The organism is Arsukibacterium sp. (assembly GCF_041616895.1).
Lineage (GTDB): Bacteria > Pseudomonadota > Gammaproteobacteria > Enterobacterales > Alteromonadaceae > Alishewanella.
Genome location: NZ_JBFJPY010000025.1, coordinates 1 through 15,818, shown reverse-complemented (window position 1 = coordinate 15,818; position 15,818 = coordinate 1). Strand labels below are relative to the sequence as shown.

Annotated in this window: 13 protein-coding genes; 11 read left to right on the top strand and 2 right to left on the bottom strand. The window is 46.8% G+C overall.

Annotation, left to right across the window (positions count from 1 at the left end; all coding sequences use genetic code 11):
• Window positions 1–236 precede the first annotated feature (236 nt).
• The 10 genes from zwf (at window position 237) to ABY802_RS06340 (ending at window position 13,022) form a co-directional block, all read left to right on the top strand.
• A complete protein-coding gene (zwf, locus tag ABY802_RS06385) occupies window positions 237–1,718 on the top strand; it encodes a glucose-6-phosphate dehydrogenase (RefSeq protein ID WP_372626195.1) in 1,482 nt (493 codons plus the stop codon).
• Between the two features lie 12 nt (window positions 1,719–1,730).
• A complete protein-coding gene (pgl, locus tag ABY802_RS06380) occupies window positions 1,731–2,420 on the top strand; it encodes a 6-phosphogluconolactonase (RefSeq protein ID WP_372626194.1) in 690 nt (229 codons plus the stop codon).
• A 10-nt stretch (window positions 2,421–2,430) separates the two neighbouring features.
• Complete coding sequence (gene edd, locus ABY802_RS06375) at window positions 2,431–4,263, top strand: phosphogluconate dehydratase (protein ID WP_372626193.1); 1,833 nt, start codon at window positions 2,431–2,433, stop codon at window positions 4,261–4,263.
• Window positions 4,256–5,227, top strand: coding sequence for a glucokinase (locus tag ABY802_RS06370; protein WP_372626192.1), 972 nt, complete (start codon window positions 4,256–4,258; stop codon window positions 5,225–5,227). Before edd ends, ABY802_RS06370 begins: the two co-directional genes overlap by 8 nt.
• 3 nt (window positions 5,228–5,230) lie before the next feature.
• Complete coding sequence (locus tag ABY802_RS06365; protein WP_372626191.1) at window positions 5,231–5,884, top strand: bifunctional 4-hydroxy-2-oxoglutarate aldolase/2-dehydro-3-deoxy-phosphogluconate aldolase; 654 nt, start codon at window positions 5,231–5,233, stop codon at window positions 5,882–5,884.
• Between the two features lie 132 nt (window positions 5,885–6,016).
• Window positions 6,017–7,606: an ABC-F family ATPase gene (locus ABY802_RS06360; RefSeq protein ID WP_372626190.1), complete on the top strand. Its 1,590-nt coding sequence runs from the start codon at window positions 6,017–6,019 to the stop codon at window positions 7,604–7,606.
• A gap of 135 nt (window positions 7,607–7,741) precedes the next feature.
• Entirely contained in the window at window positions 7,742–8,209 is a 468-nt protein-coding gene (locus ABY802_RS06355) for a Dps family protein (RefSeq protein ID WP_372626189.1), read from the top strand.
• A gap of 211 nt (window positions 8,210–8,420) precedes the next feature.
• Complete coding sequence (locus ABY802_RS06350; protein WP_372626188.1) at window positions 8,421–9,266, top strand: HDOD domain-containing protein; 846 nt, start codon at window positions 8,421–8,423, stop codon at window positions 9,264–9,266.
• 56 nt (window positions 9,267–9,322) lie between these two features.
• On the top strand, window positions 9,323–11,017 hold the full coding sequence (locus tag ABY802_RS06345; RefSeq protein WP_372626187.1) for an NAD-dependent malic enzyme: 1,695 nt from the start codon (window positions 9,323–9,325) through the stop codon (window positions 11,015–11,017).
• Window positions 11,018–11,129: 112 nt separating this feature from the next.
• Window positions 11,130–13,022 (top strand): DUF885 family protein, encoded by a 1,893-nt coding sequence (locus ABY802_RS06340; protein ID WP_372626186.1) that lies wholly within the window; start codon window positions 11,130–11,132, stop codon window positions 13,020–13,022.
• A gap of 57 nt (window positions 13,023–13,079) precedes the next feature.
• On the opposite strand, the gene ABY802_RS06335 is transcribed toward ABY802_RS06340, so the two are convergent.
• Window positions 13,080–13,571, bottom strand: coding sequence for a DUF1543 domain-containing protein (locus ABY802_RS06335; RefSeq protein ID WP_372626185.1), 492 nt, complete (start codon window positions 13,569–13,571; stop codon window positions 13,080–13,082).
• Window positions 13,572–13,625: 54 nt separating this feature from the next.
• The gene (locus ABY802_RS06330) at window positions 13,626–14,846 is read right to left on the bottom strand and encodes a hypothetical protein (RefSeq protein WP_372626184.1); all 1,221 of its coding nucleotides are present in this window, start codon (window positions 14,844–14,846) and stop codon (window positions 13,626–13,628) included.
• Window positions 14,847–15,123: 277 nt separating this feature from the next.
• On the opposite strand from ABY802_RS06330, the gene ABY802_RS06325 reads away from it, so the two are divergent.
• Window positions 15,124–15,818, top strand: a 695-nt coding sequence (locus ABY802_RS06325; RefSeq protein ID WP_372626183.1) for an efflux RND transporter periplasmic adaptor subunit, incomplete at its 3' end; no start/stop codon positions are given.

Sequence of the window (15,818 nt, the reverse complement as noted above, 5' to 3'; positions counted from 1 at the left end):
TACTAAGAAAACAAAAGTTGTTGCCTGTTTGGTTATACACCAAGCTGGTCGACAAAACAGTATTAAATTTACCACAAAACTGTAATTACATTGCTAAGGCTGCCTTAATATGTAAGATTAGTCAAAATATAAGTTATAGTGTAATTAAATTACAACAAATCAGGTTTACAGCGCCATTTTGCCGCGTTAGTATGGCTTAAGTGTTGTAAAATTACGTATTATTGCAAGGGTAAGACATGACAACAACAGCACAAAATGCCCAGAATAGCGCCTGCGATCTCATTTTATTCGGCACTAAAGGTGATTTAGCCCGTCGTAAGCTATTACCGGCCTTGTACCAACTTGAAAAAGCGGGTTTGCTGGCTGCTGACACAAGAATTATCGGTGTGGCCCGCGATGCCATGGATAATGACGTTTACCTTGAGATGGTTAAAACTAACCTGACAAAGTTTCTGAAAAAAGAAACCTTAGATGAGACGGTCTGGCAGCAACTTTGTGCACGGCTGGTATATGTGCAGCTGGATTTAACCCAAACCAGTGACTATCAGAAACTCGGAAAACTGGTTGACGCCACAAAACGCACACCAGTGAGTTATTTCGCAACGCCACCGGCATTATTTGGCGATTTATGCAAAGGGCTGGCTGCTGCAGGCTTGGCAGCAGAACCATCAAGAGTAGTGCTGGAAAAACCCATTGGCCATGACCTAGCGTCTTCTATTGTTATCAATGATCAGGTAGCGGCACATTTTAAAGAATGTCAGATTTACCGGATTGATCACTACCTGGGGAAAGAAACAGTACTTAACCTGCTGGCTTTGCGCTTTGCGAACGCCATATTTGCGTCGAACTGGGATCACAATGCCATAGATCATGTGCAGATTACGGTTGCAGAAGAAGTTGGAGTAGAGGGCCGCTGGAGTTACTACGATGATGCCGGTCAGATGCGTGACATGGTGCAAAATCATTTATTACAGGTGCTGTCGTTGATCGCTATGGAACCTCCCGCCAGATTAGATGCAGACAGTATTCGTGACGAAAAACTTAAAGTACTTAAAGCGTTACGCCGGATTGATAGTAGCAACGTCCAGGAGAAAACCGTTCGGGGTCAATATGCCAGCGGTTTTGTGGCCGGCAAGCAGGTACCGGGCTATCTGGAAGAAGAGGGTGCACGCTCGGGCAGCCGCACTGAAACCTTTGTTGCGATCAAGGTCGATATTGATAATTGGCGTTGGGCTGGCGTGCCATTTTATTTGCGTACTGGTAAACGCATGCCTAAAAAACACAGTGAAGTTGTTATTTGTTTTAAACCACAACCACACAACATTTTTCATGAAACCTATAATGAATTGCCCGCCAATAAATTGATTATTCGTCTGCAGCCCGATGAAGGGGTGGAAGTGCAGGTAATGAACAAGATCCCGGGCCTGGGTGAACACATGCGCCTGCAGCAAAGTAAACTTGATTTGAGTTTCGATGAAACCTTCAAATCTCAGCGCATAGCCGATGCATATGAGCGTTTATTACTGGAAGCGATGTTGGGTAATCAGTATTTGTTTGTTCGCCGCGATGAAGTAGAGCAGGCCTGGCAGTGGGTTGATGGTATTCTTAACGCCTGGAAAAACAACAATGAGCCAGCTAAAACTTATCAAGCCGGCACCTGGGGCCCGGTTGCTGCCATTTCTATGCTGGCACGTGACGAGCGGAACTGGGACGAATAACGGAATAAAACTATGCAATTTCATCAATACAACGACACTGATGCACTGAACGAGGATTTTGCGAAACGTTTGGTAACCTTGCTAAAGGAAGCCATTGCCGAGCGCGGCCGGGCATATCTGGTGGTATCTGGTGGGCGTACACCTACTGCTTTGTTTAATGCATTGTCAGAGGCTGAGCTGGCATGGCAAAACGTTACTATTTTGCTGGCAGATGAGCGTTTTGTACCGGTTGACGCCTCCGACAGTAATGAACGTCTTGTTAAAGCGAATTTACTAAAAGCAAAAGCGGCAAAAGCCGAATTTATCAGTTTGTACGCCAGCGCATCGACCGCCGAAGAGTCGATTGCAAAGGTGCTTCCGCGAATCGCCTCATTACCCTGCTTTGATGCCGTAATTCTGGGTATGGGAGAAGATGGCCATACCGCGTCACTGTTTCCGTGCAGTGCCGAACTGAATGCAGGTCTTTGCGCTGATGCACCCGCTTTGTTAGCCGTTAATCCAACAACAGCGCCGTTTCAGCGCATCTCGTTAAGTTTGCCCAGGCTGCTTGATACGCAACATCTGTTTATCCATCTTGTCGGTCCAGGAAAGCTAGCCGTGCTAAAGGCTGCTCAGGCCGGTACCGATGTCACCAGCATGCCAATCCGGGCTATTTTGCAACAGCCAGATGTAGATGTGGCCGTTATGTACGCAGCTAATTAGAGGAAGTGTTATGAATCCTGTTATTCAACGGGTTACCGACCGTATTATTGCCCGCAGCAGCAAAAGCCGGGCTATTTACCTGGCACGGATAGAAGAGGCTGGGCAGAACGGCCCTCATCGCGGCGTTTTGAGCTGCGGTAACTTGGCTCATGGTTTTGCAGCGTGTAATAAACAAGATAAAGCGGATCTTCGTAGCTTAACAAAAGCAAATATCGCTATTGTGTCGTCATACAACGACATGCTATCTGCACACCAGCCATATGAAAGCTACCCTGCAATTATTAAGCAAGCTGTAAATGAAGTCGGCAGTGTTGCGCAGTTTGCCGGAGGTGTGCCGGCAATGTGTGACGGGGTGACTCAGGGCCAGCCAGGAATGGAGCTTAGCTTACTAAGCCGTGATGTTATTGCAATGTCAGCCGCTGTTGCACTTTCCCACAATATGTTTGATGGCGGCATGATGCTGGGAATTTGCGACAAAATTGTCCCGGGCTTGCTGTTGTCTGCGTTAAGTTTTGGTCACTTACCCTTTGTATTTGTGCCTGCAGGGCCAATGCCGTCTGGTATACCTAACAAAGAAAAAGCCCGGGTTCGTCAGCTATTTGCTGAAGGCAAAGTGGGGAAAGAGGAATTGTTAGAGGCTGAGTCTGCCTCTTACCATTCTGCTGGAACATGTACCTTTTATGGCACGGCAAACTCGAACCAGTTAGTGGTTGAGATGATGGGATTGCATTTACCGGGTTCATCTTTCGTTAATCCGGGCAGTGCCTTGCGTGATGAGCTGACCAAAGCTGCTGCGCGTCAGGTAACGCGATTAACCCAACTGGGTAATAACTATTTACCGATTGGTAAGTTGGTTGATGCTAAGGCTATAGTGAATGGTATTGTCGGCTTGTTAGCAACCGGCGGCTCGACAAACCATACTATGCATCTGGTCGCGGTAGCCCGTGCTGCAGGTTATATTGTTAACTGGGATGATTTTGCCGAGTTATCTGCGGCGACGCCGTTACTAACGCGGATATACCCAAATGGTCAGGCCGATATCAATCATTTTCAGCATGCTGGCGGCATGGCGTTGTTGATCCGCGAGTTGCTGGATGCCGGCTTACTGCATGAAGATGTTCAGACTATTGCCGGGCCAGGCCTGCGTCGCTACACCCAGCAACCGCTGCTCAAAGATGGCACACTGCATTGGGTGGATGCGCCAGATCAATCACTTGACCCTGATGTACTGGCATCAGTGGCGAAACCGTTTAAAACTCATGGCGGCTTAGAAGTGCTGTCGGGCAATATCGGACGGGCAATTTTAAAAACCTCAGCGCTGAGAGACGGCACTGAGGTCATAAAAGCGCCAGCTGTAGTTTTCCAGAGTCAACATGAGCTGGATGCAGCTTTTAAAGCTGGTGAGCTTAATAAAGATTGTATAGTAGTTGTCAGGTTTCAGGGGCCTAAAGCCTGTGGCATGCCAGAGCTGCATAAATTAACGCCACCACTGGGCGTACTGCAGGACAGAGGCTTTAAAGTGGCGTTGGTTACAGATGGCCGAATGTCCGGTGCATCAGGTAAAGTGCCTGCGGCAATTCATGTCACACCAGAGGCAGTAGATGGCGGCGCCATCGGCCGGATTAAAACCGGTGATATGATTCTGGTAGACGGTAACAGCGGCAAGCTTGAAGTGTTAGTTGATGAGGCTGAATTTAACGCCCGAGAGCAGGCTCAAGCCGATTTAAGTCATAATTTTTATGGTATGGGCCGGGAAATGTTCGGCGCAATGCGCGCGCAATTGAGTGGTGCAGAGCAGGGTGCTTGCAGTTTATTTGTGACTGAGGAACATTTGCATGGCTAACACCGTTGATTACGCTATTGTTGCTGATATTGGTGGCACCAATGCCCGCTTCAGCCGGGTAAACCTCAATAGTTTAAACCTGGATAAGGTCGCGGTGTATCCCTGCGCAACGTTTGCCAGTCTGGCTGATGCACTGGTGCATTATCAGCAAGAGCAGCAGCTTAGCGATTTAAAGCATGTTGCTATTGCCATTGCCTGCCCGGTTACCGGTGATTCAGTTAGCATGACCAATTTTCACTGGAATTTTTCGGTTAGCGCGATGCAGCAACAGCTTGGATTAAAACGTTTGCTGGTGATGAATGATTTTACCGCTGTTGCGATGAGCCTGCCGGCCTTAACAAAAAACGATAAGGTGCAAATTGGTAGCGGCACTGTTCAACCAGCACTGCCGATGGCCGTGCTGGGTGCCGGCACCGGCTTGGGTGTTGCCCATCTAATCAGTGTCAATGACCAGTTTATCCCATTACCCGGTGAAGGTGGCCACGTTGACTGGGCTCCTCAGACAGAGCAGGAATGGTTCATTCAGCAGATGCTGCGTAAAGAATATGGCCATGTCTCCCCAGAGCGGGTGTTATCAGGTCCCGGGCTTGAGGCTATATACCGCGCGCTGGCATTGCATCGCCAACTGGACGTTGCCCCGTTATCGGCCGGTGAAATTGGCAGCCTGGCACTGGAGGGAACTTCTGAACTTGCCAGCGCAACAGTAGCCCAGTTTTTTGCCAGCCTTGGCAGTATTGCCGGTGACTTAGCACTGACGCTCAGTACCTTTGGTGGCGTATATGTTGCCGGGGGGATCACCCCGAAATTATTGCCTCTTATGGCTGCAAGTGATTTCAGAACCCGTTTTGAAGCAAAAGGTCGGTTTAGTGCGTTTAATCGCCAGATCGCCACTTATATCGTGACTGCTCCCCAGCCAGGTTTACTTGGTGCAGCAGTTTACTTAAAACAATCTTTGGCGAGTTAATCTATGGCATTTGAAAATTGGCAGCTCCAACCTGCTGAATTATTTGCACAAGGTGCAGTAGTTCCGGTTATTGTAATTAAAGATCTGGCTGACGCCGTGCCGATGGCAAAAGCGCTGTTAGCCGGTGGTATTAAGGTTCTAGAAGTAACATTACGAACGCCGGTAGCACTGGATGCTATCAAGTTGCTGGCGGAACAAGTGCCCGAAGCGATCGTTGGCGCTGGCACGGTAACTACTGCCGCGCAGTTAGAGCAGGTTATTGCTGCAGGCGCGAAATTTGCCATTAGCCCCGGTCTGACCAGGGAACTACTGCAGGCAGGTAAAGACTCAGTGATCCCACTGATCCCAGGCATCGCCAGTATTTCTGAGCTTATGGAAGGTACGGGTCTGGGGTATACCCATTTTAAGTTCTTCCCGGCGGAAGCTGCCGGCGGCGTAAAAACTTTAAAATCCATTTACGGCCCGTTTTCTGATATCCGATTCTGCCCTACGGGTGGGATCAATGAAAAGAATTACCTGGAATATCTGGCATTACCTAATGTCAGCTGTGTCGGTGGGTCCTGGATAGTCCCGGATACTGCAGTGAGCGAAAAAAACTGGTTTATGATTACAGAATTAACCCGGGTTGCGGTTGAAAGGGCAAGTCAGGACAGTTAATTGTTGCCTGCAGCAGTCGCTGATTAAAATCGAAAAAGACCGGCAGTTGTGCCGGTTTTTTTGAATTTAAAGGACAAAGCGCGTATAGTGGCGCACCTTTTTCATCCAGTACAATCTGTAGCGGACCTTTTAGTGATCTCAACTGCCAATATTACAATGCAATTCGGCGCCAAGCCGTTGTTCGAAAACATTTCCATTAAATTCGGTGAGGGTAACCGTTATGGTCTGATCGGGGCCAATGGTTGTGGTAAATCAACATTTATGAAAATTCTCAGTCGCGAATTAGAGCCGACTGCGGGGAATGTTTTTGTTGAACCAAATCATCGCGTCGCAAAATTGCATCAGGATCAGTTTGCCTTTGAACAGTATTCTGTTATCGATACGGTGATTATGGGCCACAACGAATTGTGGGCCGTCAAGGAAGAGCGTGACCGTATCTACGGTAGCAGCGAGATGAGCGAAGAAGACGGCATGAAAGTAGCCGACTTAGAGGTGGCATTTGGTGAAATGGATGGTTACACCGCGGAGTCGCGCGCCGGCGAATTATTAATTGGTGTAGGGATACCGGTTGAGCAACATTTTGGGCCTATGTCTGCTATTGCTCCAGGCTTCAAATTAAGGGTGTTATTGGCCCAGGTATTATTTGCCGATCCGGAAATTATGTTGTTGGACGAGCCAACTAACAACCTGGACATCAATACCATTCGCTGGTTAGAAAATGTATTGGCAGAGCGTAACAGCACCATGGTCATTATTTCGCATGATCGGCACTTCTTAAATAGCGTCTGTACTCATATGGCCGACCTCGACTACGGTGAACTGCGGTTGTATCCGGGAAATTACGACGAATATATGTTCGCCGCAACGCAGGCCCGCGAGCGGTTATTGTCTGACAATGCTAAGAAAAAAGCACAAATAGCCGAGCTGCAAACCTTTGTCAGCCGATTCTCGGCTAACGCCTCTAAAGCCAAGCAAGCAACATCACGTGCTAAACAAATTGATAAAATTCAATTAGAAGAAGTAAAGGCTTCCAGTCGGGTAAATCCGTTTATCCGCTTTGAGCAGCAAAAGCAACTTTATCGCTTGGCACTGGAAGTAGATGGGCTTAACAAAAGCTTTGCTGAGCTGCATCTGCTTAAAAATCTTAATTTGACGGTAGAGGTTGGCGAAAAAGTCGCTATTTTAGGTGCCAACGGTATCGGTAAAACCACGCTATTAAAATGTTTGATGGGTGATCTGAAGCCGGAGTCCGGTGTGGTGAAATGGTCTGAAAATGTCAAAATAGGCTATTACGCACAGGACCATGCTCATGAATTTTCTGAGGCCATGAGTTTATTTGACTGGATGAGTCAATGGAAGCAGCCGTCAGATGACGAGCAGGCTATTCGCGGTATTTTAGGTCGCTTACTATTCTCACAGGATGAAATTAAAAAATCGGTGAAAGTACTATCAGGTGGCGAGAAGGGCAGAATGCTGTTTGGTAAGCTGATGCTGCAGCGGCCTAACATTCTGGTGATGGATGAGCCCACTAACCACCTGGATATGGAATCTATCGAGTCATTAAATATGGCGTTGGAACACTTCAAAGGCACCCTGATTTTTGTCAGCCACGATCGGGAGTTTGTGTCATCGCTGGCCAGTCGGATTATTGAGATAACCAATCAGGATATTCGCAATTTTGTTGGTACCTACGAAGAATATCTAACTGCTCAGGCCGGCTGATTTCGCACGGTTTAAGCTACTCGTTATACTCACAGCCGGTAACGCGTTATGTTACCGGCTTGTTTTTTTGCGCTCCAGCCCCATCTCATTGTTATCGTGTTGTATTTAGACACTTAGTTAACAGGAGACGTCAGTATGAAAGTCAATATTGGTATTGAAGAGAACGAACGTAAAGCCATTTGTGAAGGGTTGGCAGTGTTACTTGCCGACACCTATACCTTGTATCTTAAAACGCATAATTACCACTGGAACGTAACCGGGCCGATGTTTCAGACACTGCATACGCTGTTTGAAACTCAGTATAATGAACTGGCGCTGGCGGTAGATGAAATTGCTGAACGGATCCGGGCATTAGGAGAATTCGCTCCGGGTTCTTATAAAGAATTTGCTAAACTGACCAGTATCAAAGAGGCGGACGGTATTCCAACTGCGGAGGATATGATTAAAGATTTGGTGAAGGGACAGGAAGCCATAGCGAAAACCGCACGTTCAATTGTTCCGGTGGCGGATAAGGCCTCAGATGAAGTCAGCCTGGATCTGCTAACGCAACGAATGACGGTACATGAAAAAACAGCCTGGATGCTACGTAGTCTGGTTGCATAGACTGTTGTAACGTATTACGTTGTAACTCACAAAAAAACAGCGCTGCGGCGCTGTTTTTTTATCCATATTCTTTTAAAATAAGCCTTTAATAGTAATGTCATTAAAAAGTACTAAGTTTTTCCGGCAAAAACTTGTAAAATCAGCGCCAGCAGTAACACTTAAAAGCGTCAGATGCTTTTGGTGCTGATAGACCCAACCGGAGATGTCCCCGATGAACGCCTTGCAATATGCGCAACACGCTGTCGATTTATTTGTTTTTCCAGATAGCTACCTTCGCGTGAAAGAACTAATGGAATCGGAAACAGCCAGTCTGGACGACATCGCTGAGGTCATTTTACTTGACCCTGTACTCACTTCAAAACTATTAAAGTTGGCTAACAGTGCTGTCTATCGCTTGCCCTACCAAGTTGAATCCGTTAGTAAAGCGCTGTTGGTATTAGGAAAAGCTCAATTATATAATCTGGTAGTCAGTATCGCCGTCAGCTCTGCATGCAGTAAGTTAGGCTCAGCTTCCATTGATTTAGAGCGTTTTTGGGAGCAGAGTATTAATGCTGCACTGATTGGCAAATATCTGGCAAACTTTTGCGGTTTGCGACAACCTGATCGGCTCTACGTTACTGGCTTATTACACAATATTGGTGAGCTAGTCGTTATGCAACAAGCGCCAGACAGTGCTGCGCTTTGTCAACACTACAACGATGAAGTGAAACCCTGGCAGTTACAGCAAACTATCCTGGGGTTTACTTATGCCGCATGTGGCGGCGAACTGTTAAACCTGTGGCAGTTACCTGACAGTATTGTAGAACCTCTGACCCGTCAGCACAGCACACAGTTTAATGCAGCAGAGCCTGATATCTTAATCAGTTATCTTGCAGTGCGTATGGCTCTCGCTAATCAACATCCTGATCTTTACAGTATTAAATCGTTGATTGACCCTTTTGTGTTAGAGCTATTACATCTGGAACAAGCCGACTTGATTAAGGCTATCGATTTTTGTAATACCGAAGGTTTATTTATCCTGTCTGTGTTAAACCCACGTATCAGCACTATTTATTAATCCATTCTTTTACCGGCACTGTCTGCAGTGCCGGCGCTATTATTTGGAACATTGTTATGCCTGAAGCAAAAGTTAAAGCCTCGTTATATACCGCCTATTCCGGCTCAGCCTTATTAGAAACACCGCTTTTGAATAAGGGCAGTGCCTTTAGCAAAGAGGAGCGGGCCGTATTCAACCTGACCGGCTTGTTACCACCCCGGTTTGAAACGATAGAAGAGCAGGTTAGCCGGGCTTATATGCAATATAAAAGTTTTGATACCGCTATAAACAAGCACATTTACCTGCGGGCTATTCAGGACAACAATGAAACATTGTTTTACCGGCTGGTACAGCAACATTTAGAAGAAATGATCCCGATTATTTATACTCCAACCGTCGGCGATGCGTGTGAGCAGTTTTCGGATATTTATCGTAGTGCCCGTGGTTTATTTATCAGTTTTGAAGATAGGTATAATCTTGATGATATTTTGCGCAATGCCACCAAAGCAAAAGTCAAAGTTATTGTGGTAACGGACGGCGAACGTGTGCTGGGGCTGGGGGATCAAGGCATTGGAGGGATGGGGATATCGATTGGTAAACTGTCTCTGTATACTGCCTGTGGTGGCATAAGCCCCGCCTACACCTTGCCCGTGATGCTGGATGTCGGTACAAATAATGAAAAACTGTTAAATGACCCAATGTACATGGGGCTGCGCCATAAACGAGTTGGTCAGGATGACTACAATGAATTTGTCGAGCTGTTTATCAAGGCGGTTAAACGCCGCTGGCCTGATGCTATTTTACAATTTGAAGATTTTGCCCAGCCCAACGCCATGCCACTGTTGCAGCGCTATCGTGAGCAGATTTGTTGTTTCAATGACGATATTCAGGGCACTGCTGCCGTAACAGTTGGCACCTTGCTGGCAGCGTGCTTAAGTAAAAACGTTAAACTTAGTAGCCAGAAGGTGGTATTTGTCGGTGCAGGCTCTGCAGGCTGTGGCATTGCCGAGCAAGTGATCAGTCAGATGGTGGCAGAAGGCATCACTGAACAACAAGCAAGACAACAAATTTTTATGGTTGACCGCGCAGGTTTACTGACAAGTACTATGGCGCATTTACGGGATTTTCAGCAGGCGTTGACCCAAAATACTGACGCCATTAGGAGCTGGAATTTTAGTGGTGAGTATCCTAGTTTACTTGACGTTATGCACTGTGCCACCCCTGATATACTGATTGGGGTATCAGGACAGGCTGGTTTATTTACAGAAGAAGTAGTGCGGGCGATGAAAAAAGGTTGCACTAAACCTATTATATTTCCATTAAGCAACCCGTCGCGTCAGGTCGAGGCTACACCGCAACAGGTTATAGAGTGGACTGAAGGTGAAGTGATTGTCGCCACCGGCAGCCCGTTTGCTCCGGTTGACTATCAGGGCAAACAACATCTGATAGCGCAGTGTAATAATAGTTACATATTTCCGGGTATTGGCCTGGGGGTCATTGCGGTTAAGGCGCGTTTAATCAGTGATGAAATGCTTCGTGCAGCAAGCAAGACCCTGGCAGCTACCTCGCCGTTAGCCAACACCGGTAAAGGGGGGCTGTTACCGCCATTTACTGCACTGGCCGAACTTAGTAAAAAAATAGCATTTGCTGTTGCTAAGGTGGCTCAGCAACAAGGTTTAGCATTGGAAATTGATGACAACGTACTGCAGCAACGAATTGAAGATAATTTCTGGAAGCCGCAGTATCGGCATTATAAGCGCGTTAGTGGTTAGCTACTTTGTATCACTGCCTTAACGAAATAAATCTTGTTACATTTAGTTTTAGACTCATTGCCTTATTAACGGTACGCTGGAATTAATTTCTGCTCGTTAATAAGGAATGATAATGCGTAAATCTCTGCTATTTATCGCTATGGCCGGTGTCCTGACTGGCTGTAACCCAAACTCCGAAAACACCATAAGCAACTCAAATTCAGCTGTGTCTACTGAACAAGCAACCAGCCAGCAAGCGGTCGAGGTATCCACGACTGAAAGGTTAAACCAATGGTTTGCAGAGAAGTACGAGCAACAATTACAGCAAAGCCCTATTCAGATGACCTTTATGGGGCGAAAAGACAAATACGATCAAATTGATGATGTTACGCTGGCAGCTGAGCAGCAACAACTGGCGTGGTTGGAGCAATCCGTTACCGAACTTAAAGCCAACTTTGTGTATGATGAACTGGACCTGGAAGCTCAGACGTCCTATGACGTTTGGGTCTATCAATACGAAATGGCCAAGGCCGGCGCAAAATTCAGACAAAACAGATATATTTTTACCCAAATGCAGGGGATCCATGCCTTACTGCCGCAAATTTTGATTAATTTTCACAAAGTAGAAAATACCGAAGATATGCAGGCTTATATTGCACGCATTGAGGGGATAAGTAAGGCGATAACAGATTTATTGGCGCGGGCTCAGCAAAACGCAGAGCAGGGGGTTCGTCCTCCAAAATTTGCTTATGAGGGTGTACTAACTCAATTAGAGAACTTGCTATCGGGGGCTCCATTAACGGATGCAGAGCGGGACATCCCATTGTGGGCTGATACCAAGGCTAAAATTAACAGCCTGATTGCCGCTGACAAACTGAGTGATGAACAGGCAAAGCAGCTTACGAATGAAGCCAGGTTAGCGTTAGATCAGCATTTTAAACCAGCTTATCGTGGCCTGAAGCAATGGTTAGAGGATGATATCGAAAATACCGACACCGTCGCTACCGGGGTTGGCAAACAAGCAAACGGTACAGCCTACTATAACCATCAACTTAAAGTATCAACCACTACGGATTTAACCGCAGAAGAAATTCATCAGATTGGTTTAAATGAGGTTGATAGACTGACCGCTGAAATGACCGCCATCAAAGAGAAACTGGGATTTCCTGGTGATTTACAGGCATTTTTTGCATTTATAAAAACGGACGACCAGTTTTATTACCCGGATACAGATGCCGGTCGACAAGCGTATATTGATGACTCACAGCAATATCTGGATTTTATTAATAGCCGTTTACCTGAATTCTTTGGCACCTTACCGAACGCTGGCCTGGTGGTTAAACGGGTAGAACCGTTTCGTGAGCAACCGGGGGCAGCACAGCATTATTTTCCTGGCACGCCGGATGGATCACGACCTGGCGTTTACTACGCACATTTGTCTGACATGCGCGCGATGCCAAAAAATGAAATGGAAGCCATTGCTTATCATGAGGGCAGTCCCGGGCATCATATGCAAATTTCGATAGCGCAGGAACTCAGCTCTGTACCCGCTTTCCGTACGCAGGCTCGGTTTACCGTTTATTCAGAAGGCTGGGCGTTATATGCTGAATTGCTGGCAAAAGAAATGGGCGCCTATCAGAACCCCTATTCTGATTTTGGCAGGCTAATCACCGAAATGTGGCGTGCAGTGCGTCTGGTGGTAGATACCGGATTACATAGCAAAGGCTGGACCGAACAGCAGGCTGTAGAGTATTTTCGTGAGAAAACCCCAATTGCTGAAGGTGCAGTTGTGTCTGAGGTACGTCGCTATATCGTGATGCCAGGTCAAGCGACAGCTTACAAAATTGGTATGATTAAAATTCTGGAACTACGCCAGTATGCCGAGCAGGAATTAGGCGATCGTTTTGATATCCGTGAATTTCACGACACCATTTTAACCGGTGGGGCCTTGCCACTTAATGTGTTAGAGCGTCGGGTGAAAAACTGGGTAGACCAGATAAAAGCAGTGCAAGCAGCTAAGTTATAGTGTTTAACGGGTTATCAGTAATGCCCCCATGCTGGTAACCCGTTACTTTATACTTACTTAGCCAATGACAATATAGTCATTTTCAAAGTAACACCCTTGATGCTCTGCCGGGTGCAGCTGGACAAAGCGCCCGCCGACCCGCTCCAGTGCCACACATTGTTCCACCTCAAACACATTATCGGTGTGAGGTTTGTCCCATTTAAGATTAAGTTGTTGTTTTGCCAGTTGCTTAGCCTGTGTTTTATTATCAGCAACCAGCATGAAATAACGGTGTTCTTCGCCGAATATGGTGCTGAGATAACCCCCTAAATTAATAAAAAATAACTTAGGGCCTGTGCTCTGAGGCGTATCGGCTAGGGTAACTGCAAAACGATCCACCCCGGATATGGCCATCCAGGCATCAATATGCAGTCCTTTGGGCTCGGCAAACCAAAGTGCTCGTAATTGCGGATAGGTTTGTTCAAGGTTATCACCGGCAACAAAAACCACATCATGCAGTTCAACATTTGCTTTCGGGTGGCTGCCGCCTAACATGACCATATACAACATTGGTTTACATCCTTACACCGGTTTATTAAGGTGCAGATAGTAGCGGCTAATAAGTTACATTACTACTGGCTTACTTTGCCAGATTATCGTGAACCCCTTTTTTAGCACATATAAAAACAACAGTGGCAATAACAGGGTTTTTAACATAAACAATGCCATAACATTGAGAATATTGGTTACGGCATTATCCAGTCGCTGTTTTAGCTGGTAAACCTGACGCGGGTTTACGGCTTCCTTAACTGCTGCTATACCATCACCAAGCGACGTAAAGCTGTTAGTAATAGCAGCAAAAAAACCTGGTGTTTTTCCCTCTAATGCCATTTCGGCAAGCTGGATCTGGTTGCGAATATCAGCTTGCTGGCGCAGCAGGTTTTGTTGTTCATTCTGCCAGCGTTGCTGCATTTCACGCCGCTGTTTTAGTTTAGCCGTTAACTGTTCAACTCTGGGATCAGGTTTAAGATAATTCAGTCGCTGTAACACCCCAAGTTCCCGCAGCAGACTATCTAATTGTTGCTCCAGGCCAGCCAGCTCCTGTTGCCCCTGCAGCTGTTGTTGCTTAAGTTTTTGCAAGGTTTGACTGTTAGTTGTCAGTTGTTGCTGTAAGGTTGAAATATCTGCAGTAAGGTCACGTGTTAATGCCGGGTTTATCAGTTGCTTGTCTTGGTCCTGAACGCCTTCAATTGATTCGAGAATATGCATTTGCTGCTGGGTGCGATCATATAAAAAAGCGTTATCGACCAGGCCATTAGCCGCCACAACCATGACCAGGGCAAAACGCAGAAACAATAGCGCTAGAAAGCAACGTAGCAGCAGCATGTTAAAATAACCGGAGCTGAATACGCCAGGTATTAACGAGCTGACCACGACAAGCAGCCCGGAAATGGTCAGCATTATTTTAAAAAACGTATCGCTGACAATCTCGAGTAATACTTTTTGGATCACCAGCGAACCAATAGCCAGTTTCATTGCTGAGGAGTATTGCTCAACCAGGTCGTTTAATGGGTCAAGTACCTCGCCAGCCCCAACAGAGCCGCCGACACCAACACTGAACTCAAAGGTCACAGATTGCAGAAAAGAAATTAGCGCATTCATGCCTCTGGCAATTAAAAAAGCAGAACTGGCTTCAACCAAAGCATCATCAATATAAGCAGTAGTATAGCGATCAATAATGCCGCTCCAGGACAACATAACGCTTAGCACAATAAGACTAAAAATAAACCAGCGAACTTTATTGGAGTAGGCAGTATGCTTGATACTGACCGTTGCGTTTGCCATTGCGTTGCCTCTGAGCGTAAGTGGAAAAGCTAAACGATGCTAGCAGTCAGATGCAATGCTGTCGATGTGTTAGCACCGCTTAACTCAAATTACCGCAGCCTGTCGCCAATTGAGCGAGTTTGGTGATCATCATCGGCTAAAAACCGTATATTGAACTTAAACGTTAATTAAGACATTTTTCTGTCGGTCAGATCTCACCTGTTAACGCGCACAGCGCTGCTTTTGCTGCAGGTTGGTCCGGTGAACTAGCGGCGAATATGCCGGAAAGGGAAAGTACATGACAACAGCATGGCAAAACGCGATATGCCTCGCCGTATTAATAGTAATGAGCATGGGCAGTTTCAGCGCTTTGGCGCAGAACCGCGGAGCAGGGCGAGCGGCACAGGTTATCAGTATGCCGGTAGAGTTCGAACGTATCAGTACTCAGATTGAAGCCGTTGGTTCGGCTGAGGCCATGCAATCAGTAGTCATTTATCCGGCGGTTGCTGACAAAGTGACTGCAATTAATTTCGCGCCGGGCCAGAAAGTGCAACGTGGCGATGTTTTACTGGAACTCGATGCACGGCGCCAGCGCGTGGCAGTAGACCGGGCCAGGATCCAGCTCGCAGATGCAGAGCGAACGTTAGAGCGACTGATAACCAGCAGACGACAGGGGGCTGTGCCCCAAAGTCAGTTAGATGACGCAATGACCGCACGCGATCTGATTAAAGTGGCGTTGACAGAGGCGGAAACAGAACTTGAAGATCGCACTGTCAGGGCGCCTTTTGACGGTGTTGTTGGCTTAACCGATGTTGAAATTGGCGATAGAATTACCCAGCAGACTGCCATCACTACCCTGGATAACCGCAAGCAGCTTTTCGTTAACTTCAGAGCGCCGGAAACCGCGCTGAGCATGTTACAACAACATCCCAAGCTGACCTTGCAGCCATGGCAGGGGAGCACTATCAACCTTGAGGCAGAGATCAGTCAGGT